Source organism: Streptomyces sp. 3-6, from assembly GCF_056323165.1.
In genome coordinates, this window is the sequence record NZ_JBWHZP010000001.1 from 639,990 (window position 1) to 661,052 (window position 21,063).

Annotated in this window: 18 protein-coding genes and 1 riboswitch; of the genes, 13 read left to right on the forward strand and 5 right to left on the reverse strand. The window is 72.6% G+C overall.

Annotated features, from left to right (window positions below):
- The first annotated feature begins 9 nt into the window (after positions 1 to 9).
- Positions 10 to 1,272, forward strand: a complete 1,263-nt coding sequence (locus tag AC02VZ_RS02615; protein ID WP_476474409.1) for a L,D-transpeptidase — start codon at positions 10 to 12, stop codon at positions 1,270 to 1,272.
- A 109-nt stretch (positions 1,273 to 1,381) separates the two neighbouring features.
- On the opposite strand, the gene AC02VZ_RS02620 is transcribed toward AC02VZ_RS02615, so the two are convergent.
- Entirely contained in the window at positions 1,382 to 1,783 is a 402-nt protein-coding gene (locus AC02VZ_RS02620; RefSeq protein WP_432055266.1) for a hypothetical protein, read from the reverse strand.
- Positions 1,784 to 1,984: 201 nt separating this feature from the next.
- Between AC02VZ_RS02620 and ctaE the strand changes: the two genes are divergently transcribed.
- From ctaE to AC02VZ_RS02650, 6 genes are all read left to right on the forward strand, one after another.
- Positions 1,985 to 2,596, forward strand: a complete 612-nt coding sequence (ctaE, locus tag AC02VZ_RS02625) for an aa3-type cytochrome oxidase subunit III (protein ID WP_362089103.1) — start codon at positions 1,985 to 1,987, stop codon at positions 2,594 to 2,596.
- An 80-nt stretch (positions 2,597 to 2,676) separates the two neighbouring features.
- On the forward strand, positions 2,677 to 3,489 hold the full coding sequence (gene qcrC, locus AC02VZ_RS02630) for a cytochrome bc1 complex diheme cytochrome c subunit (RefSeq protein ID WP_164338243.1): 813 nt from the start codon (positions 2,677 to 2,679) through the stop codon (positions 3,487 to 3,489).
- Positions 3,486 to 4,544, forward strand: coding sequence for a cytochrome bc1 complex Rieske iron-sulfur subunit (gene qcrA, locus AC02VZ_RS02635; RefSeq protein WP_432055265.1), 1,059 nt, complete (start codon positions 3,486 to 3,488; stop codon positions 4,542 to 4,544). The genes qcrC and qcrA overlap by 4 nt, the downstream gene beginning before the upstream one ends.
- Positions 4,541 to 6,178, forward strand: a complete 1,638-nt coding sequence (gene qcrB, locus AC02VZ_RS02640) for a cytochrome bc1 complex cytochrome b subunit (RefSeq protein ID WP_432055264.1) — start codon at positions 4,541 to 4,543, stop codon at positions 6,176 to 6,178. Before qcrA ends, qcrB begins: the two co-directional genes overlap by 4 nt.
- Positions 6,179 to 6,314: 136 nt before the next feature.
- Complete coding sequence (gene trpD / locus AC02VZ_RS02645; RefSeq protein WP_432055263.1) at positions 6,315 to 7,379, forward strand: anthranilate phosphoribosyltransferase; 1,065 nt, start codon at positions 6,315 to 6,317, stop codon at positions 7,377 to 7,379.
- A gap of 76 nt (positions 7,380 to 7,455) precedes the next feature.
- Positions 7,456 to 7,572: riboswitch (SAM riboswitch) on the forward strand.
- 207 nt (positions 7,573 to 7,779) lie between these two features.
- The gene (locus AC02VZ_RS02650) at positions 7,780 to 9,198 is read left to right on the forward strand and encodes an aminotransferase class V-fold PLP-dependent enzyme (RefSeq protein ID WP_476474410.1); all 1,419 of its coding nucleotides are present in this window, start codon (positions 7,780 to 7,782) and stop codon (positions 9,196 to 9,198) included.
- Positions 9,199 to 9,288: 90 nt separating this feature from the next.
- On the opposite strand, the gene AC02VZ_RS02655 is transcribed toward AC02VZ_RS02650, so the two are convergent.
- Both AC02VZ_RS02655 and AC02VZ_RS02660 read right to left on the reverse strand, forming a co-directional pair.
- Positions 9,289 to 9,570 carry an Lrp/AsnC family transcriptional regulator gene (locus tag AC02VZ_RS02655; RefSeq protein ID WP_190095628.1) on the reverse strand — a complete coding sequence of 94 codons (282 nt, stop codon included), beginning with the start codon at positions 9,568 to 9,570 and terminating at the stop codon, positions 9,289 to 9,291.
- Positions 9,567 to 10,301, reverse strand: coding sequence for a rhomboid family intramembrane serine protease (locus AC02VZ_RS02660; RefSeq protein ID WP_432055261.1), 735 nt, complete (start codon positions 10,299 to 10,301; stop codon positions 9,567 to 9,569). The genes AC02VZ_RS02655 and AC02VZ_RS02660 overlap by 4 nt, the downstream gene beginning before the upstream one ends.
- Before the next feature lie 156 nt (positions 10,302 to 10,457).
- Between AC02VZ_RS02660 and AC02VZ_RS02665 the strand changes: the two genes are divergently transcribed.
- The 5 genes from AC02VZ_RS02665 (at position 10,458) to AC02VZ_RS02685 (ending at position 16,024) form a co-directional block, all read left to right on the forward strand.
- Complete coding sequence (locus AC02VZ_RS02665; protein WP_432055260.1) at positions 10,458 to 10,697, forward strand: hypothetical protein; 240 nt, start codon at positions 10,458 to 10,460, stop codon at positions 10,695 to 10,697.
- A 100-nt stretch (positions 10,698 to 10,797) separates the two neighbouring features.
- Entirely contained in the window at positions 10,798 to 12,147 is a 1,350-nt protein-coding gene (locus AC02VZ_RS02670; protein WP_432055259.1) for an NYN domain-containing protein, read from the forward strand.
- A gap of 365 nt (positions 12,148 to 12,512) precedes the next feature.
- Complete coding sequence (locus AC02VZ_RS02675) at positions 12,513 to 13,553, forward strand: C40 family peptidase (protein WP_432055258.1); 1,041 nt, start codon at positions 12,513 to 12,515, stop codon at positions 13,551 to 13,553.
- 235 nt (positions 13,554 to 13,788) lie between these two features.
- Positions 13,789 to 14,805 carry a C40 family peptidase gene (locus AC02VZ_RS02680; RefSeq protein ID WP_432055257.1) on the forward strand — a complete coding sequence of 339 codons (1,017 nt, stop codon included), beginning with the start codon at positions 13,789 to 13,791 and terminating at the stop codon, positions 14,803 to 14,805.
- A gap of 34 nt (positions 14,806 to 14,839) precedes the next feature.
- Positions 14,840 to 16,024: a gluzincin family metallopeptidase gene (locus tag AC02VZ_RS02685; RefSeq protein ID WP_432055256.1), complete on the forward strand. Its 1,185-nt coding sequence runs from the start codon at positions 14,840 to 14,842 to the stop codon at positions 16,022 to 16,024.
- Positions 16,025 to 16,150: 126 nt separating this feature from the next.
- Here the strand turns inward: AC02VZ_RS02685 and AC02VZ_RS02690 are convergent, their stop codons facing one another.
- Complete coding sequence (locus tag AC02VZ_RS02690; RefSeq protein WP_432055255.1) at positions 16,151 to 17,446, reverse strand: glycosyltransferase 87 family protein; 1,296 nt, start codon at positions 17,444 to 17,446, stop codon at positions 16,151 to 16,153.
- Between the two features lie 185 nt (positions 17,447 to 17,631).
- On the opposite strand from AC02VZ_RS02690, the gene AC02VZ_RS02695 reads away from it, so the two are divergent.
- Positions 17,632 to 18,774 (forward strand): glycosyltransferase family 4 protein, encoded by a 1,143-nt coding sequence (locus AC02VZ_RS02695; RefSeq protein WP_432055254.1) that lies wholly within the window; start codon positions 17,632 to 17,634, stop codon positions 18,772 to 18,774.
- 438 nt (positions 18,775 to 19,212) lie between these two features.
- Here the strand turns inward: AC02VZ_RS02695 and AC02VZ_RS02700 are convergent, their stop codons facing one another.
- Complete coding sequence (locus tag AC02VZ_RS02700; protein WP_476474411.1) at positions 19,213 to 21,009, reverse strand: AMP-dependent synthetase/ligase; 1,797 nt, start codon at positions 21,007 to 21,009, stop codon at positions 19,213 to 19,215.
- Between the last annotated feature and the right edge of the window lie 54 nt (positions 21,010 to 21,063).

The following is a 21,063-nucleotide window of genomic DNA, read 5'->3' on the forward strand; positions in this document are numbered from 1 at the left end:
CGTGAGGTCATGAGAAACGACCCGCGCATCCGCACCGTCGTCGGCTGCACGCTGCTGGTGATCGCACTCGGTGCGGGCGTCACCGGCTGCTCTGACGACGGCAACCCGCTGTCCGGCGAGCCCTACGACGCGGCGGACCAGATCTCCTTCAACGGCCCCACCGGCGACGACCGGCCGGCCGACCCCGACAAGCCGCTGGAGATCGTCGCCGAGGACTCCGGCGGGCGCATCACCGACGTCACCGCCGTCGACGCCTCCGGCCGCTACCTGGCGGGCGAACTCGCCGCCGACGGCAGCCGCTGGCACAGCACCTCGCCGCTGGCCGCCGACTCCGCCTACACGGTGCGGGTGAGCACCGAGGACGAGGACGGGGCCCCCGGCCGCAAGGTCCTCACGTTCACCACCGGCAAGCCCTCCACGACCAAGCGCCTCGGGGTCGCCTTCGGGCCGAAGCCCGGCACCTACGGCGTCGGCCAGCCCGTCACCGCGGAACTCGACGCGCCCGTCCGGGACCCCGCCCAGCGGGCCGTGGTCGAACGCGCCCTCAAGGTCGAGTCCACCCCCGCCGTCAGCGGCGCCTGGCACTGGGTGGACGACAAGAAGCTGCACTACCGCCCCAAGGACTACTGGCCCGCCGACGCGACCGTCCGGGTCCGCAGCACCCTGGAGGGCATCAAGGTCAACGACCGCCTGCGCGGGGGCAGGGCCGAGCCGCTGACCTTCAGCACCGGCGACCGCGTCATAGCCGTGACCGACGCCGCCGCACACCGGCTGACGGTCTACAAGAACGGCGAGGAGGTCAAGTCGATCCCCGTCACCACCGGCAAGCCCGGCTTCGAGACCCGCAACGGCGTCAAGGTCGTCCTCGCCAAGGAACGCTTCGTCCGGATGCGCAGCAGCACCGTCGGCATCGCCGAGGGCTCCTCGGAGTCCTACGACCTCAACGTCAGCTTCGCCACCCGCGTCACCTGGAGCGGCGAGTACGTGCACGCCGCCCCCTGGTCCGTCGGCTCCCAGGGCTACGCCAACGTCAGCCACGGCTGCGTGGGCATGAGCACCGGCAACGCGCAGTGGTTCTTCGACACCGTGCGGGAGGGCGACCTGGTCGAGGTCGTCAACTCCGACGGCGACACCATGGAGCCCTTCGGCAACGGCTTCGGGGACTGGAACCTCACCTGGGCCCAGTGGCGCCAGGGCAGCGCCCTGGTCACCGGCGACCCGGAGTCCGCCGGCCCGCAGGAACAGGCCCGGCTGCGCCCCCAGTCGGTGTGAGCCCGGGCCGCGGACGGTGAGCCCGGGCGAGGCACGCGCGGCGTTCCCGGGGCCGCCTGTGACCCTCGCGCCGGGCTCGCGGAGGCCCGCCCGGCCCGGCCGGAAGGGCTCAGGCGCTCTGCAGCCGCTTCTGACGCAGCAGGGACGCCAGGGCCGAGGCGAACTCCACCGGCTCCACCGGCAGCGTCACAGCGGCCTCCGCACGGCTCCAGGTGGCCAGCCAGGCGTCCTGGGGCCGTCCGATGAGCAGCAGCACCGGCGGGCTGTTGAAGATCTCGTCCTTGATCTGCTTGGCCAGCCCCATGCCGCCGATGGGCGTGGCCTCACCGTCGAACACGCAGACGTCGATGCCGCCGCGCTCCAGTTCCCTGATGACGGCCGCCTGGGTCGCGCACTCGACGAACTCCACGACGGGCACGTCCGGAGCGGGCCGTCGGCCGGTGGCGAGGCGCACCTGCTCCCGCGTGTTGGCGTTGTCGCTGTAGACCAGCACGGTGGCGGTCGCCTGCATGGTTCCTCCACACTCCGAGAGAGGGCAGCCTCGTCGGGGACGTCGGGTCCCCGATGGCGCGGATGCTACCCCTTCCGCACGCTCGTCAACACCGGTTCGGACATGGCTTCGATGGGCCATCCGGGCAGTCCAGGAGGGGCGGACACTCCGAACGGCACCCCCCGGGGTGAGGGCGGGATAAGCGACCGACATAATGTCGGCGTGGCGACAGCAACGACAGTAGATACCGGGCACGCGCACCCGTCGGTCAACCGACCGAACCTCACCAGCGTCGGAACCATCATCTGGCTGAGTTCCGAGCTGATGTTCTTCGCGGCCCTCTTCGCGATGTACTTCACCCTGCGATCGGTGACCGGACCAGACTTCTGGTCGGAGAAGGCCGACACGCTGAACTTCCCGTTCGCGGCGACGAACACCACGATCCTGGTGCTCTCCTCGCTCACCTGCCAGCTCGGCGTGTTCGCGGCCGAGCGCGGTGACGTGAAGAAGCTCCGGATGTGGTTCATCGTCACCTTCATCATGGGATCGGTCTTCATCGGCGGTCAGATCGTCGAGTACACCGAGCTGGTCAAGCACGAGGGCCTGTCCCTCAGCTCCGACCCGTACGGCTCGGTGTTCTACCTGACCACCGGCTTCCACGGCCTGCACGTGACGGGCGGACTCATCGCCTTCCTGCTGGTCCTGGGCCGGACCTATGCCGCTCGGAGGTTCACCCACGATCAGGCCACAGCCGCCATCGTCGTGTCCTACTACTGGCACTTCGTCGATGTCGTCTGGATCGGTCTGTTCGCGACGATCTACATGATCAAGTAGCCGGGCTCATCACCGCGCGCGCTCCTGACGCGCACCAACCAGAAGCATCGACGCAGAAGATCCTGACACCGGGGTAATCCGTGAAAAAGCTCTCCGCACGACGACGCCACCCGTTGGCGGCGCTCGTGGTTCTCCTCCTCGCGCTGGCATGCACCGGGGGGCTGTACGCCGTGTTCGCGCCCGCGGACAAGGCGCAGGCCGAAGAAACCGCCCAGTCCCTCACCATCGAGGAGGGAAAGAAGCTCTACGCGGTCGGCTGCGCCAGCTGCCACGGCACCGGCGGTCAGGGGACCTCCGACGGGCCGAGCCTGGTGGGCGTGGGCGCCGCCGCCGTGGACTTCCAGGTGGCCACCGGCCGCATGCCGGCCGCCACCTCGCAGAGCGCCCAGGCGCCGCGGAAGCCGGCCGTGTACAGCCAGGCCGAGATCGACCAACTGGCCGCCTACGTGGCCTCGCTGGGCGCCGGTCCCGCCGTCCCGACGGAGGAGGAGTACGGCCCTCAGGGCGCCGACATCGCCAAGGGCGGTGAACTGTTCCGCACCAACTGCGCGCAGTGCCACAACTTCACCGGTAAGGGTGGCGCCCTGACGCACGGCAAGTACGCTCCGGACCTCGAGGACGTCGACCCGAAGCACGTGTACCAGGCCATGCTCACCGGCCCGCAGAACATGCCTTCGTTCCCCGACAGCGTGCTGACGGTGCAGAACAAGAAGGACATCATCGCGTACCTCCAGGAGGTCAACAGCGACGACTCCGAGAGCCCGGGCGGCCTCGCGCTGGGCTCGCTGGGCCCGGTCGCCGAAGGCCTCTTCGGCTGGGTCTTCGGCCTCGGCGGGCTGATCGCCGTCGCTGTGTGGGTCGCCGCTCGGACCGCAAAGGCCAAGAAGTCATGAGTAGCCAAGACATTCCCGAAGAGAACCTGCCCACCGCGCAGGACACCGCTCACGGCACCGTCGGCGTCACGGATCCCAAGGACCCGTTCGCCGACCCGGGGCTGCCGCCCCACGAGCACCGGATCCAGGACATCGACGAGCGGGCCGCCAAGCGGTCCGAGCGCACGGTCGCCCTGATGTTCACGGTGTCGATGCTGGCGACCATCGGCTTCATCGCCGCCTTCGTGGCGATCCCGGTCGACAAGACCGTCTACATCTGGACGCTGGGCCACATCAGCGCGCTGAACTTCGCGCTCGGCGTGACGCTCGGCATCGCGCTGTTCGCCATCGGCGCCGGCGCCGTGCACTGGGCCCGCACCCTGATGTCGGACGTGGAGCTCACCGACGAACGGCACCCGATCCAGGCCGCGCCGGACGTCAAGGCCAAGGTCATGGACGACTTCCGGCAGGGCGCCAAGGAGTCGGCCATCGGCCGCCGCAAGCTCATCCGCAACACGATGTTCGGCGCGCTGACCCTGGTGCCGCTGTCCGGTGTCGTGCTGCTGCGCGACCTCGGCCCGCTGCCCGAGGACAAGCTGCGCCACACCGCCTGGTCGAAGGGCAAGCTGCTCATCAACCAGAACACCAACGAGCCGCTGCGTCCCTCGGACATCATCGTCGGCTCGCTCACCTTCGCCCAGCCCGAGGGCCTGGACCCGCACGAGCACGGGTTCCAGAACGAGATCGCCAAGGCCGCGCTGATGCTCGTCCGGATCCAGCCGGAGAACATCAAGGACAAGCGCGCCCTGGAGTGGTCGCACGAGGGCATCCTCGCGTACTCGAAGATCTGCACCCACGTCGGTTGCCCGATCTCCCTGTACGAGCAGCAGACGCACCACGCGCTGTGCCCCTGCCACCAGTCCACCTTCGATCTCTCCGACGGCGCCAAGGTGATCTTCGGTCCCGCCGGTCACGCGCTGCCGCAGCTGCGCATCGGCGTGAACGACGAGGGTTACCTCGAAGCGCAGAGCGACTTCGACGAGCCCGTCGGCCCTTCATTCTGGGAGCGCGGATGAGCACCACGACGACCACCGACTCCCGCTCTCGCGGGAAGGCACCGGCCGGCGAGCGCGTCGCCGACTGGGCCGACGGCCGGCTGGGGATCTACTCCCTGGCCAAGGCCAACATGCGGAAGATCTTCCCGGACCACTGGTCCTTCATGCTCGGTGAGATCTGCCTCTACAGCTTCATCATCATCATCCTCACGGGTGTGTACCTGACGCTGTTCTTCCACCCGTCGATGGCCGAGGTGGAGTACCACGGCAGCTACGTCCCGATGCAGGGCCAGCTGATGTCGCAGGCCTACGCCTCGACCCTGGACATCAGCTTCGACGTGCGCGGTGGCCTGCTCATCCGGCAGATCCACCACTGGGCCGCGGTCATCTTCCTGGCCGGCATGTTCGTGCACATGATGCGCGTCTTCTTCACCGGCGCGTTCCGCAAGCCGCGTGAGATCAACTGGCTGTTCGGCTTCCTGCTGTTCGTGCTGGGCATGTTCACCGGCTTCACCGGCTACTCGCTCCCGGACGACCTGCTGTCCGGTACGGGTGTCCGCTTCACGCAGGGCGCGATCCTGTCCGTGCCGATCGTCGGCACGTACATCTCGATGTTCCTGTTCGGCGGGGAGTTCCCGGGGACGGACTTCGTCGCCCGGTTCTACTCGATCCACATCCTGCTGCTGCCGGGCATCATGCTGGGTCTGGTGGTCGCCCACCTGATCCTGGTCTTCTACCACAAGCACACGCAGTTCGCGGGTCCCGGCCGGACCAACAAGAACGTCGTCGGCATGCCGCTGCTGCCGGTGTACATGGCCAAGGCGGGAGGCTTCTTCTTCCTGGTCTTCGGCTTCATCTCGCTGATCGCCGGCCTGGTCACCATCAACCCGATCTGGAACCTGGGCCCGTACCGGCCGGACCTCGTCTCGACGGGTGCCCAGCCGGACTGGTACATGGGCTTCGCCGAGGGCCTGGTCCGCGCCATGCCGGGCTGGGAGATCAACTTCTGGGGCCACACCCTGGTCCTGGGCGTGTTCATCCCCCTGGCGCTGTTCGGTCTGTTCCTCGGGATCCTGGCGCTCTACCCGTTCATCGAGTCCTGGATCACCGGGGACAAGCGCGAGCACCACATCCTGGACCGCCCGCGCAACGCCCCGACCCGGACCGCGTTCGGCGTCGCCTGGATCACCGCGTACCTGATCATGCTGGTGGGCGGTGGAAACGACATCATCGCCACCCACTTCCACCTGTCGATCAACGCGGTCACCTGGTTCGTGCGCATCGGGTTCTTCCTCGGCCCGGTGGTGGCGTTCATCATCACCAAGCGGATCTGCCTCGGCCTCCAGCGCCGCGACAAGGACAAGGTGCTGCACGGCCGCGAGGCCGGCATCATCAAGCGCCTGCCGCACGGTGAGTTCATCGAGGTGCACGAGCCGCTCAGCCAGGAGCAGCTCCACACCCTCACCGCGCACGAGCAGTACAAGCCGGCGGAGATCGGCCCGACGGTCGACGAGAACGGCGTCGAGCGCAAGGTCAAGGCCACCGAGAAGCTGCGGGCCAAGCTCAGCAAGGCGTACTACGGCGAGGAGTCGCAGATTCCGAAGCCGACCGCCGAGGAGTACAAGGAGATCACCAGCGGCCACGGCCACCACTGATCCCTCGCACCGCTGAGCGAAGCGTCGCCACACCACGGCGAAGGCCCCCGTCCGGAACGCGGACGGGGGCCTTCGCCGTGCCCGGGGCTGGATAGGGTGGGAGGCAAGACGCGTGTGACGACAACAGGAGCGGCTGATGAGCGCTGTGACCCCCGCTGGAGGCGACACCGCGGCGGGCCGCTCCTGGCCCGCCCTGCTGAACGGCCTGCTGGAGGGCCGTGACCTGTCGGCCGACGACACCGCCTGGGCGATGGACCTGATCATGCGCGGGGAGGCCACCGACGCCCAGATCGCCGGCTTCGCGGTGTCCCTGCGCGCCAAGGGCGAGACCGTCGAGGAGATCGCCGGCTGCGTCCGCGCCCTGTACGACCACGCCAACGTGATCGAGGTACCGGGCGCCACCGTCGACATCGTCGGCACCGGCGGGGACGGCGCCAAGACGGTGAACATCTCCACGATGTCCTCCATCGTCGTCGCCGGCACCGGCGCGAAGGTCGTCAAGCACGGCAACCGGGCCGCCTCCTCCGCGTCCGGCGCCTCCGACGTGCTGGAGAAGCTCGGCGTCAACCTGGAGCTGACCCCGCGCCGGATCGCCGAGGTCGCCGAGGAGGCCGGGATCACCTTCTGCTTCGCGGTGAAGTTCCACCCGGCGCTGCGTCATGTGGCGGCGGCGCGCGGCCAGCTGGGCATCCGCACGGTGTTCAACTTCCTCGGCCCGCTCGCCAACCCGGCCCGGGTGACCGCGCAGGCGGTCGGGGTCGCCGACGCGCGGATGGCGCCCATCATGGCCGGGGTGTTCGCCGGACGCGGCCACTCCTCGCTGGTGTTCCGCGGCGACGACGGCCTGGACGAGCTGACCACGACCGGCACCTCCCGGGTCTGGGTGGTCCGGGACGGCACGGTCACCGAGGAGGTGTTCGACCCGCGCGAGGTGGGCCTCGGCCTGGTCGACGTCGCGGCCCTGCGCGGCGCCGACGCCTCCTACAACGCGGAGGTCGCCCGGCGGCTGCTGGACGGCGAACGCGGCCCGGTGCGCGACGCCGTGCTGCTGAACTCGGCGGCGGCGCTGGTGGCGCTGGAGCCCGGCACGGGCACCCTCACGGAGCAGATCCGCGCCGGGATGGAGAAGGCGGCCGAGTCGATCGACTCGGGGTCGGCCCGGCGCGTCCTGGACCGGTGGGTGGCCGTCAGCAACGCCTGAACCACCGCACGTGCGGGGTCCCGCGATCCGGAACCGGGTTGCGGGACCCCGTTTTCGTGCCGTACGTTCCTGTGCAGGTCATGAGTGACAGCCATCAGGCCCCGGCCGGCTGTCCGGCAACCCTCCGTCCGTGGCGGGGTGCCCCGGGTGAGGACCAGGCCGTGGACAGCAGGGTCCACGGCAAGCGCGGACCCCTCGCGACACCAGGGGTCCTGGTCGTCGAGGAGTCTCCCGTGAGCCGGCGAATGTCGTAGGGCCGAAGCGCCCCGCCTCCGCGTTCCCTCCGCCGTCCGCTTCTTCGCCCCTCTTTCGGCTGTCCGCCGTTCCTTCCGCCGTCCCGCCGGGCTGGAGCCACCGCTGCTCGCCCGGTGAACCGGCGTGCCACCCAAGGGAGTTCAGCATGTCCGTCACCGCCGTCGCCACCGCGTTCGCTGCCAGCGCCCCGGCCCCCGTCGGCCCCGTCGGCCCCGTCGGCCCCGTCGCCCCGGGGGACCGCGGCCCGCTGCCCGTCCTCGGCCGGGACGTCACCGTCCCGCTGGTCACCGGCGGCGAGGTGACCTACGCGGCGCTCGACTGCGCCGCCAGCGCGCCCGCCCTCCAGCAGGTCTGGGACGACGTCGCCGCCTACGCGCCGTACTACGGCAGCGTCCACCGCGGCGCCGGGTACCTCTCCCGGCTCTCCACGGAGCTGTTCGAGGACGCCCGCCGGACCGTCGCCGCGTTCCTCGACTGCCGCCGTGCCGACCAGGTGGTCTTCACCCGGTCCACCACCGACTCCCTCAACCTGCTCGCCGGCGCGCTGCCCGAGGGCTGCCGGGTCTTCGTCTTCGAGACCGAGCACCACGCCGCCCTGCTGCCCTGGCGGCGCTCCGACGTCACCGTCCTGGACGCGCCGGGCAGCCCCGGGCAGGCCGTCGAGACCCTGGAGCGCGCCCTCGCCGCCCGCGCGCCGTACGGGCCCGTGCTGGTCTGCGTCACCGGCGCCTCCAACGTCACCGGCGAGCTGTGGCCGGTGCGCGAACTGGCCGCCGCCGCCCACGCGCACGGCGCCCGGATCGTCCTGGACGCCGCCCAGCTCGCCCCGCACCACCCGCTGAGCGTGCGGGACCTGGACGTCGACTGGGTCGCCTTCTCGGGCCACAAGCTGTACGCCCCCTTCGGCACGGGGGTGCTCGCCGGGCGGGCGGACTGGCTGCGGGAGGCCGAGCCGTACCTCGCGGGCGGCGGTGCGAGCCGCCGGGTCGTCCGGCGCGGGGACGGGGGAGTGGACGTCCGGTGGCACACCGACGCCGCCCGCCACGAGGCCGGGTCGCCCAACGTCATCGGCGCGCACGCCGTCGCCTCGGCCTGCCGGGCGCTCACCGCGGCCGGGTTCGACACCCTCGTCGCCCGCGAGCAGCGGCTGATCCGCGCGGTGCGCGAGGGACTCGCCGACGTGCCCGAGGTGCGGTTCCTGTCCCTGTTCGGGGACGACGCCCCCCGGGTCGGGGTGCTCTCCTTCGTCGTCGACGGCTTCGACAGCTCCCGCTTCGCCGCCGCGCTGTCCGCCGAGTACGGTATCGGCGTCCGGGACGGCCTGTTCTGCGCCCACCCGCTGCTCGCGCGGCTGCTCGGCGACACGCCGCAGCCGGGCGGGTGCGGCGCGCCGGCGCCCGGGGAGCGGTCCGCGCACGCCGTCCGGGTCAGCTTCGGCGCGGGCACCCCGGACGAGCACGTGGAGCGGTTCGTCCGCGCCGTGCGGGAACTCGTCCGGGACGGCGCCCGCTGGACCTACCGCACGGTGGACGGCCGCTGCGTCCCGGACGCGCCAGTGGCCTGAGCCGGCACGGTTCCCCGGACCGGTGGCACGGTCCCCCGGAGCGCCGGTCCGGCGGACCGGGCCGTCCCGTCCTGCGGTCCGGGCGGGCCCTCAGTTGTCCAGCCCGATGGCGAACGCCGCCTCCAGGTCGTGCTGGGAGTACGTACGGAAGGCCACGTGCGTGTCCGTGCCCTCCACGCCCGGGATCTTGCTGATCCGGCCGGGGATGACCTCGGCCAGGTCCTCGTGCTCCCGGACCCGGACCATGGCGATCAGGTCGTAGGTCCCGGTGACCGAGAAGACCTCGCTGACGCTGTCCAGCGCGGCGATCCGCTCCGCGATCTCGGGGATCCGGTCCACGCTGGTCTTGATGAGGACGATCGCGGTGATCACGGCTGGTTCTCTCCCTCGGGGGCCGGAGCTGGGGGCGCCTTCACTGTAGTCGTCCGGCCCGAGCAGACCCACGCGCAGCCGAGGCCCAGCCCGAAGCCCACCAGGTGTGCGAGGTAGGCGACCCCCGGCCCGTCGGAGGCCTGCCCCGCCCCCAGCCACTGCAGGGCCGCCCAGAACGGCAGCACCACCCAGGCGGGGAGGCGGACCGGCAGGAAGAGCAGGAACGGCAGCAGACTGGTCACCCGGGCGCGGGGGAAGAGGAACAGGAACGCGCCGAGCACCGCCGAGATCGCCCCCGAGGCCCCCACCAGGGACTGCTCCGAGTCCGGGTGGGCGACGGCGTAACCGAGCAGGGCGAGGTAGCCGCAGCAGACGGAGAACAGGGTGAAGCGGAGGCGGCCCATCCGTGCCTCGGTCAGCGTGCCGAAGACGTGCAGGAACAGCATGTTGCCCAGCAGGTGCACCCAGCTGCCGTGCACGAAGAGGGCGGTGGCCGGGGTCAGGACCGCGCGGAGGGACCCGTCGAACAGGTCTGCGGGGATCACCCCCCAGCGCCGGAAGTACGCCCGCTGCGCGGCGAGCAGTTCCTCGCCCGTCCCGTGGACCGGGTTCAGGCCCGAGGCCGGGCCGATCAGGAAGACCACGCAGCACACGACGACCAGCGTGTGGGTCACCGGCGCCGACGGCCGCCGGACCGCCCGCGCGAGGAGTGCTCTCCAGTGGGGAACCATGGACACAGAGCATGACGTAACGGGACGCACCCGGGCGGACCGCCTCGCCGCCGTGGACGGGCGGGCGGCGGGGACCCGCCAGGCCGTAGGGTTACGACCCTGACCCACCGGGGCGCCCGGCGTGCCCCGAGACCGGAAGGAAGGCGAACAGCCACGATGACGGTTCCCCTGCCGACCGCCGCCACGCGGTGGCGCTGCACCCTCTGCGGCAACCTCACGCGCTTCGACGTGACCCGCTCCTCGAAGGTCGTCGAGTACGTCCACCTCGACCTGGCCGGGGAGCCGAGGGTCGAGGAGCGCGAGGTGCTCAGTGAGACCATCGAGTCGGTGCGGTGCCGCTGGTGCAACGCCGTGGACCAGGTGGAACTCGTGGACAGGCCGGATGCCGGTTCCTGAGCGAAAGGGGTCCCTCCCGCTCGCGCGACGTCGTCGGCGGGGGACGGCCCCGCTGACGGAGACCCCGTACGCGGGGCGGCAAGGCGATGGGATGTGACGGATGGTGGAGACCACGGGCGGGGGGCCGCAGGACGGCGCCGCTGAGGTGCTCGACCGTCCGCTGCCCGACGGTGTGCGCCGCCGGGTCGTCCAGATCGTCTCGGACGGCTTCGGCGGCCTGACCGTCGCCGAGCTGCCCGCCCAGCTGCGCCAGTACGCGCGGTTCACGCCGACCCGCCGCGTCAAGTTCGCCGGGAACGCGATGGCCTCCGCCCTGGAGACCGACCCGCTGTTCCGGCAGCGCATCGGGGAGAAGCTCAGGCAGGCGCAGCCGGAACTGACCGGCGCCCTGGACTCCGGCTCCCCGCCCCCGGCCGCCGACCCCCTGGACGTGGCAGCGGCGGCCTACGTGCTGCGCCCGCCCGGCTGGGTGAAGCTGGTCGCCGCGGCCGGCGAGGAGGCCCAGCGCGCCGACGCCGAACGCGCCGACGAGGAGAACCGGGCGGAACTGGAGCGGCTGCGCGCCGAACTCGCCCGGGCCCGCGAGCACACCCGCGCCGAGACCGAGCGGCTGCGCGGCGAGCTGGACGCGGCGCGCAAGGAGGCCGAGTCGCTGCACCGCAAACTGCGGTCCGCGCTCAGCGACGTCAAACGCGGTCAGGCGGCGCTGCGCAAAGCGCAGGGCGAGCTGGAGGCGGTCCGCGCGGAGAGCCACGCGCAGGTGTCGGCCGCCGAGAGCGAGACCCGGCGGATCAAAGGGCGTCTCGGGGAGACGGAGGCCGCCCTGGAGGCCGCCCGCCGCGCGGCCCGCGAGGGGCGCAGCGTCGAGGACATGCGGGTGCGGCTGCTGCTGGACACCGTCCTGGACGCCGCCCAGGGGCTCCGGCGCGAACTGGCCCTGCCCCCGGTGTCCGTGCGGCCCGCCGAGACCGTGGACGCCGTGGAGCCCGGCCGGATGACCCCCAAGGACATCGCGGCCCGCGCGCTGTCCGAGGACGACCCCGCGATCCTCGACCAGCTGCTGGCGCTGCCGCAGGCGCATCTCGTGGTCGACGGCTACAACGTCACCAAGACCGGCTATCCCCAGATGCCGCTGGAGAAGCAGCGGTTGCGGCTGCTGGGCCAGCTCGCCCAGGTCGCCGCGCAGACCGGCGCCGAGGTGACCTGCGTCTTCGACGGCGCCGAACTGGCCGCGCCGGTGCTGCTGGCCCCGCCGCGCGGGGTGCGGGTGCTGTTCTCCAAGCCGGGCGTCACCGCCGACGAGCTGATCCGCCAGCTGGTGCGCGCCGAGCCGCCGGGCCGGCCGGTCATCGTCGTCTCCACCGACCGCGAGGTCGCCGACGGGGTGGCCCGCGCCGGCGCCCGCCCGGTGGCCTCCGCGGTGCTCCTGAAGCGCTTCACCAAGGCGTAGCCCCCCGGCCGGTACGCGCGGCCGGCACGCGCCGGGAACGGCCGGGGGACCCGCCGGCCGTTAACCGCCCCTACGCCCCATCGGAACCGTAAGGCCCAACCGCAACGTACCCGCCGATTGCCCGAATTGGCAGGGATCCTCACGCAACGTAGCGTCAGCTCCATATCACTGCACGTGAGTTCATGGCAAAGAAACGCGCTGTGACGGAGATTTCGGGTCCAGGGATTTGAACTGATCACAAGAGAATCACTAGGGTCGGGCCTCGAACCTCCGCTCGGGTGATCGTTCACATGGGGTGGCGACGGCGGAGGCCCCCGCCCACCGGCGTGTCGGTAGGCGGCTGGAGGAAGAAGGAGCTCGCCTCCGTGGCGTCCCACCGTCGTCCCAAGCAGCCGAACCGCGCACGAGTGACCGTGCTCACCACCGCTGCCGCCGCAGCCGTCGTCCTCAGCTCGCAGGCGGCCAACGCCGCGCCCAGCGAGAAGCCGAGCAAGGACGAGGTGAAGGCCAAGGTCGACAAGCTCTACGAGCAGGCGGAGCAGGCCACCGAGAAGTACAACGGCGCCAAGGAGAAGCAGGAGAAGCTCCAGAAGGAGATCTCCACCATCCAGGACAACGTCGCCCGCGGCCAGCAGGAGCTCAACGAGCTGCGCGACGGCCTCGGTTCGATGGCCAGCGCCCAGTACCGCAGCGGCGGCATCGACCCCTCGGTGCAGCTGTTCCTCTCCGCCGACCCGGACGACTACCTCGACAAGGCGTCCACCCTCGACCAGCTCAGCACCCAGCAGGTCGACGCGCTGAAGAAGATCCAGAAGAAGCAGCGCGAACTCGCCCAGCAGCGGTCCGAGGCGGGCGAGAAGCTCAAGGACCTCGCCTCCACGCGCACCGAACTGGGCAACAAGAAGAAGGAGGTCCAGGGCAAGCTGGCCTCCGCGCAGAAGCTGCTCAACAGCCTCACCGCCGAGCAGAAGGCCCAGCTCGCCCAGGAGGAGGACCGCGCCACCCGCACCAGCCAGCGCGAGGCGCTCTCCGCCAAGGTCCCGGCCGGCTCCGGCCGCGCCGCCGCCGCCTTCGCCGCAGCCCAGAGCAAGCTGGGCACCCCCTACGTCTACGGCGCCACCGGCCCCTCCTCCTTCGACTGCTCGGGCCTGACCTCCTGGGCCTACGCCCAGGCCGGCGTCGGCATCCCGCGCACCTCCGAGGCGCAGACCGGGGCCGGCACCCGGATCTACTCGGTCGGCGACCTCAAGGTCGGCGACCTGGTCTTCTTCTTCAACGACCTGCACCACGTGGGCCTCTACGCGGGCAACGGCCAGATCATCCACGCCCCCCGCACCGGCACCGTCGTGCGCTACGAGTCGATGAACACCATCGGCGGCCCGTTCATGTTCGGCGTCCGCGTCTGACCCGGACCCCTCCGCACCACCGCCGTCCGGCCGCCGCACCCGGCCGGACACCGGCACGACGTACCCCCGTTCGGGGGAATCACCACGTCGCCGAGCGGCCCACGCCCCGCCTGTGACCTGCGTCAGAGGCGGGGCGTCACCGTGCGTGCCCGCCGGGGTCGTTGGTCCGCCCACCGCCGCGGGGTTACTGTCTGCCGCGTTTCCCCGTCCGCCAGCGGAAGGAGCGCGGCTTCCCGTGGGGTCCCACCGCCGCCTTGCACCGTCCTCCGGGTCCGACCGGAGCACCACCGTCGCCGTCGGGCTGCTCTCCGCGGCCGCCACCGTCCTGGGCGCCGTACCGGCCGCCGCCGCACCGCACGACGACGCCCGGGCCGAGGTGGACCGGCTCTACGAGGAGGCCGAGAAGGCCACCGAGGCGTACAACGAGGCCGACGAACGCACCGACACCCTGCGCCGGCAGGTCCGCACCGCCCAGGACGGCCTCGCCCGGCAGCAGGAACGCGTCAACACCCTGCGCGACGCCCTCGGTTCGATGGCCGGCGCCCAGTACCGCTCCGGCGGCCTCGACCCGTCGCTGGAACTGCTGCTCTCCGAGGACCCCGAGGACTACCTCGACAAGGCCTCCGTCCTCGACCGCATCGGCACCCGCCGGGCCGGCGAACTGCGCACCCTCCAGGAGGCCCTGCGCACCCTGGCCCAGGACCGTGCCGAGACCGCCCGCAAGCTGGGCGACCTGGAACGCAGCCGCAAGGCCGTGTCGCGCCACAAGAAGACCGTCGAGCGCAAACTCGCCGAGGCGCGGCGGCTGCTGAACTCCCTGCCGGACGACGCCCGTGCCGCCCACGACCGGGCCACCCGCTCCGGCCGCGCCGGCCTGCCCGTCCCCGGCGACGCCGAACCGGTCTCCGGCCGCGCCGGCGCCGCCCTCGCCGCCGCCCGCTCCGCCCTCGGCAAGCCGTACGTCTGGGGCGCCAACGGCCCCAACGGCTTCGACTGTTCGGGCCTCATGCAGTGGTCCTACGCGCAGGCCGGCATCGCCCTCCCGCGCACCTCGCAGGCCCAACGGTACGCCGGACGCCAGGTCCCGCTCTCCCAGGCCCGCCCCGGCGACCTGGTCGTCTACCGCTCCGACGCCAGCCACGTCGGCATGTACGTGGGCAACGGCCAGGTGATCCACGCGCCCTACCCCGGCGCCCCCGTGCGCTACGACCCGGTCGGGATGATGCCCGTCTCCTCGGTCACCCGGGTCTGACCGGAGCGGCCCCCGCGCCCGTACCCTCGAAGACGTGGCAGGCCGTGTGCGGGGACCGGGGGCGTCCGTGGTGGCGCTGTGCCTGCTGCTGGTCTCGCTGGTCGCGTGCGGCGGGCCCACCGACGGCACCCGGGCCGAGGTGCAGTCCCTGCTGGACCGGCGCGCGCGGGCCCTGCTGGACGCCGACGCCGCCGCCCACGCCGCCACCGGCGCCCGCGCCGGGTACGACAACCTGCGCGCCGTGCCGCTGGCCGACTGGTCCTACCGGGTGACCGCCGTGCACCGCACCGGCGACACCGCCACGGCCGACGCCGACCTCCGCTACCGCATCGAGGGCCACGACCGCTCGCCCGTCACCACCGCCCGCACCCTGCGCCTCACCCGTGACGACGGCGGCCGGTGGAGCGTCGCCGCCGAACGGCCGGGCGAGGCGTCGGGGGAGCAGCTGTGGGACCAGGGGCGGGTCCGGGCCGTCCGCGGCGCGGGCAGCCTGGTGCTCGGCGTCGGGCAGTCGCGGGAGCGGTTGCGCGACTACGCCCGGCTGGCCGACCGGGCGGTGCCCGCGGTGTCCGACGCGTGGGGCCGGGAGTGGCCCCGGCGCCTCGTCGTCCTGGTGCCCACCTCCCTGGAGGGCATGGCCGGGCTGCTGAACTCGCCCGCCTCGTCCTACCGGGGCATCGCCGCCGTCACCACCGGCGAGACCGGCGCGCGCGAGCGGTCCCCGGCGGACCGGATCATCGTCAACCCCGAGGCGTTCGGGGTGCTCGGCGACTCCGGACGCCAGGTGGTGTTCACCCACGAGGCGACCCACGTCGCCACCCGCGCCCACACCGCGGCCGCCACCCCGCTGTGGCTGTCGGAGGGCTTCGCCGACTGGGTCGGCTACCGCGGCGGCGACCGCGCCCCGGCCCGGGCCGCGCCCGAACTGGCCCGCGCGGTGGCCCGCGGCGACGTCCCGGCCGCCCTGCCCACCGACGACGACTTCGGCTTCTCCGGCGACTCCGGGAGCCTGGCGCGGGCCTACGAGAGCGGCTGGATGGCCTGCCGCCTCGTCGCCGACCGCTGGGGCGAGGACCGCCTGCGCGCCTTCTACCGGGCGGTGGGCGCCCACGACCGGCGCGAGGGCGCGGTCGAACAGGCCCTGCACGAGGTCCTGGGCACCACCCTCGCGGACTTCACCGCCCAGTGGCGCGAGGACGTGCGGCGCACCTTCGGCTGAGACCGGGTGCGGTCGGCTGGACGGTCCGGACGGCGCCCGGGGTTCCGGCCGGACGGTCGAACGGCCGGGAGGACGCCGAGGGCTTTGTCGGGACGGTGAGGCCGACACCCGGTCCCGTCCGGTCGGTCAGGACGACACCTGGGTCCCGTCCGTACGGCTCGTCCGATCCTGGGACGGCGACGGCGACGGCGACGGCGACGAGGGCGATGGCGAGGGCGAGGACGAGGGCGACGGCGGAGCCGGACGGCGGGACGCGGTCGACGACCACAGGGCCCGGGCCGCCAGCAGCGTCGCGGCGACCAGGAGGCCGTTGCGCACCAGCAGCAGCCCGATGCCCAGCCGGTCACTGGCCACCACGTGCGCGAACCACACCGGGAACTCCAGCACCGTCACCAGGCACGCGGCCAGCACCAGCCCCACCGGCAGCCGCATCCGGCCGCCCGCCCGGAAGCACAGGCACACCGCCCCGAGGCCGACCAGCCACACCATGTACTGCGGGCTGATCACCCGGCTCGTGGTGGTGAACACCAGCACCGCCGTGAAGGCCGCGTCGGCCACGGTGTGCGGCGCGAACCGGGTCGCCCGCAGCCGCCACAGCACCAGCCAGCCGAACCCCGCCGCGCTCAGCAGCAGCGCGCCCGTGCTCACCCAGCCCACGTACGGGCCGACGAACTCCACCGAGCCGTAGTTGAGCAGCACCTGACCGTCCCAGCCGAAGTGCCGGGCCACGTGCAGGACCAGCGCGCCCAGCGACTCGACCTCCGTGCCCCGGTCCCGCTGGAACGTCAGGAAGGCGAACGCCCCCGGCATCACCGCCGCGAACAGCGCCGCCAGGCCCGCGCCGGTCAGCGCCGCCGCCACCCAGGCGGAGCGCCGCCGCACCCCGAGCAGCAGCAGCGCCGGCCAGCCCTTCAGCAGCGCCCCGAACGCCACCAGCGCCCCCATCAGCCGGGGCCGGCCGACCCCGGCCAGCAGCGCCGCCACCGCCACCGCGGTGACCATCACGTCGTACCGCGCGTACACCGTCGGCCCGAGCAGCGGGACGCCGGCCACCCACACCCAGGCGCCGGCCCACGACCGCCCGGGGCGCGTGGCGGCCCGGCACAGCAGGCCCAGGGTGACCAGGTCGGCCACGCACACCAGGACGAAGAACGCGGTCGCGTACTCCAGGAACGGCAGCAGCGCGGGGGAGAGGATCGCCAGGGCCGCCGCGGGCGGGTACTGCCAGGTGACGTCGTTCAGCGGAAACGTTCCGGTACGCAGCACCGCGAACCAGTCGTGGTAGATCACCGACACGTCGCTGGTGACGTCGGGACCGGGGAAGACGACGACCTTCAGCACGCACAGCAGAAGAAACGTCCTGGTCACGGCCCAGACGGTCAGCAGTCCAAAGAGGGGCCGTGCCGCGCCCGTCGTCTTCACGTCGATCCTGTCCGTCGGTGTGGGGGGTCTCGGTGGGAGGCTCGGTGTGGGGGTGCCGAGGGGGCCATGATGTCCCGGAGCCCGCCCCCGGTGCCACAGCGGCCGGGCCCCGGGCGTGCTCCGGGGACGCCCGCCGTCCGCCTGCCGCGACCGGCCCCGACCGCGGTTCGGTAGGGTCTGCGGCGATGCACAAGACCCTGATCGTGACCAACGACTTCCCGCCCCGCCCGGGCGGCATCCAGGCGTTCCTGCACAACATGGCGCTGCGCCTGGACCCCGGCCGGCTGGTCGTCTACGCCTCCACCTGGAAGCGGTCCCGGGAAGGCGTCGAGGCGACCGCCGCCTTCGACGCCGAGCAGCCCTTCACCGTCGTGCGCGACCGCACCACGATGCTGCTGCCGACCCCGGCGGTCACCCGGCGCGCCGTCGGCCTGCTGCGCGCACACGAGTGCCGTTCGGTCTGGTTCGGGGCGGCGGCCCCCCTCGGGCTGATGGCGCCGGCCCTGCGCCGGGCCGGCGCCGAGCGGATCGTGGCCACCACCCACGGCCACGAGGCGGGCTGGGCGCAGCTCCCCGCGGCCCGGCAACTGCTGCGCCGCATCGGGGAGTCCACCGACACGCTCACCTACCTCGGCGCGTACACCCGCGAGCGCATCGCCGGGGCCCTGACGCCCGACGCGGCGGCCCGGATGGTGCAACTGCCGCCCGGCGTGGACGAGAAGACCTTCCACCCCGGCTCGGGCGGCGACGAGGTCCGCGCCCGGCTCGGCCTGACGGACCGGCCGGTGGTGGTCTGCGTGTCCCGGCTGGTGCCGCGCAAGGGCCAGGACACCCTGATCCGCGCCCTGCCCGCGGTCCTGGCCGCCGAGCCGGACACCGTGCTGCTGATCGTCGGCGGCGGCCCCTACGAGAAGGACCTGCGCCGCCTGGCCCACGACACCGGGGTCGCCGCCTCGGTCCGCTTCACCGGCTCCGTCCCCTGGTCCGAGCTGCCCGCCCACTACGGCGCCGGGGACGTGTTCGCGATGCCCTGCCGCACCCGGCGGCGGGGCCTGGACGTGGAAGGGCTCGGCATCGTCTACCTGGAGGCCTCCGCGACCGGCCTCCCCGTCGTCGCCGGCGACTCCGGCGGCGCCCCCGACGCGGTCCTGGACGGCGAGACCGGCTGGGTCGTCCCCGGCGGCGCCCCGGGACCCACCGCCGACCGCCTCATCACCCTCCTCGGCGACGCGGACCTGCGCCGCCGGATGGGCGAGCGCGGCCGGGAGTGGGTCGAACAGAAGTGGCGCTGGGACCTCTTGGCGGAACACCTGAAAACCCTGCTGTAACCCCGGGACCCCTGTCAGGGGCGCGGGGAACTGCGCGCGCACCCCCGACGCACGCCGTGCCGCCGGAGCGCACCGGCCCCCTCCCCGCCCCGGCGCCCGACTCCCGTCCGGGGTCCCGTCCGACGGTGGGGCGAGCGCCCCTGTCAGGGGCGCGGGGAACTGCGCGCGCAACCACCACGCACGCCGTGCCGCCGGAGTACACCGGCCCCCTCCCCGCCCCGGCGCCCGACCCCCGTCCGGGTTCCCGTCCGACGGTGGGGCGAGCGCCCCTGTCAGGGGCGCGGGGAACTGCGCGCGCAACCCCGACGCACGCCGTGCCGCCGGAGCGCACCGGCTCCCACCCCGCCCCGGCGCCCGACCCCGTCCGGGGTCCCGTCCGACGGCGGGGCGAACGCCCCTCTCAGGGGCGCGGGGAACTGCGCGCGCACCCCGCAGCCCCTACTTCGCGTAGATCGCCTCGATCTCGTGGGCGTAGTCCTTGGCCACCACGTTCCGCTTCAGCTTCAGCGACGGGGTCAAGTGCCCCGACTCCTCGGTGAACTGCGCCGACAGCACCCGGAACTTCCGTACCGACTCCGCCTTGGACACCGCCGCGTTCCCGTCGTCGATCGCCGTCTGGATCGCGGCCAGCAGCTCCGGGTCGTCCCGCAGTTCCGCCGCCGTGGACCCGGCGGGCTTGCCGTGCTCGGCGCACCAGCGGCCCAGGAACTCCTCGTCGATGGTGACCAGCGCGCCCACGAAGGGCCGCCCGTCGCCGACGACCATGCACTCGGCGACCAGCGCGTGCGCCCGGATCCGGTCCTCGATCACCGCCGGGGCGACGTTCTTGCCGCCCGCGGTGACCAGGATCTCCTTCTTGCGGCCGGTGATCCGCAGGTAGCCGTCCTCGTCGAGGGTGCCGATGTCGCCGGTGTGGAACCAGCCGTCGGCCAGCGCCTCGGCGGTCGCGGCCGGGTTGTTCCAGTACTCCTTGAACAGGTGCTCGCCGTGCAGCAGCACCTCGCCGTCGTCGGCGATGCGCACCACCGAGCCGGGCAGCGGCTGGCCCACGGTGCCGATCTTCTGCCGGTCCCAGGGGTTGAACGCGGTGGCCGCGCAGGACTCGGTGAGGCCGTAGCCCTCCAGGACGCTGAAGCCGATGCCGCGGAAGAAGTGGCCGAGGCGCTCACCGAGCGGGGCGCCGCCGGAGATGGCGTACTCGCCCCGGCCGCCGAGGACCGCGCGCAGCTTGCCGTAGACGAGCCGGTCGAAGACCTTGTGCTTCAGCTTCAGCCCGAGCGACGGCCCGGACGGCGTGTCCAGCGCGCGGCTGTAGGCGATCGCGGTGTCGGCCGCCTTGTCGAAGATCTTGCCCTTGCCGTCGGCCTGCGCCTTGGCGCGGGCCGAGTTGTAGACCTTCTCGAAGACCCGGGGCACGCCCAGGATCAGGGTCGGCCGGAAGGAGGCCAGCTCGTCGGTGAGGTTCTTGATGTCGGGCACGAGGCCGAGCTTGATCGGCGCCACCATCGGCGCGATCTGCACCATCCGCCCGAAGACGTGGGCGAGGGGCAGGAACAGCAGCACGGAGCATTCGCCGGTGCGGAACAGCGGGCGCAGCCGCTCCACGATGTTGCCGCACTCCGCGAAGAAGCTGCGGTGGGTGAGCACGCAGCCCTTGGGGCGGCCGGTGGTGCCGGAGGTGTAGACGATGGTGGCTGGGTCGTCGGCCTTCGCGACGGAGCTGCGCTCGTCGACCGTGGCGTCGGTGACGCCCTGGCCCAGGCGGCCGAGTTCCTCCACGGCGCCCGCCTCGATCTGCCACACGTGCTTCAGCTCGGGCAGCCGGTCGCGCACCGACTCCACGGCGGCCTCGTGCACATCGAGCTCGACCACGCAGGCGGTGGCGCCGGAGTCGCCGAGGATCCAGGCCACCTGCTCGGCGGAGCTGGTCTCGTACACCGGCACGGTGATCGCGCCCGCGCTCCAGATCGCGAAGTCCAGCAGCGTCCACTCGTAACGGGTCCGGGACATCAGCGCCACCCGGTCGCCGGGCTGCACTCCGGCGGCGATGAGCCCCTTGGCGGCGGACCGCACCTCGGCGAGGAACGCCGTGGCCGTCACGTCCTGCCAGTCACCGCCGACCTTGCGGGCGATGACCGCGACATCGGGGTGCTGCGCGGCGTTGCGGCGGACGATGTCACTCAGGTTTCCGTCCGCGGGGACCTCGTACAAAGCCGGAAGGCTGAACTCGCGCAAGACTGCTGCTCCTCTTAGGGCGCCGGCGCCACGACGTTGTGCGATGCGACGGTG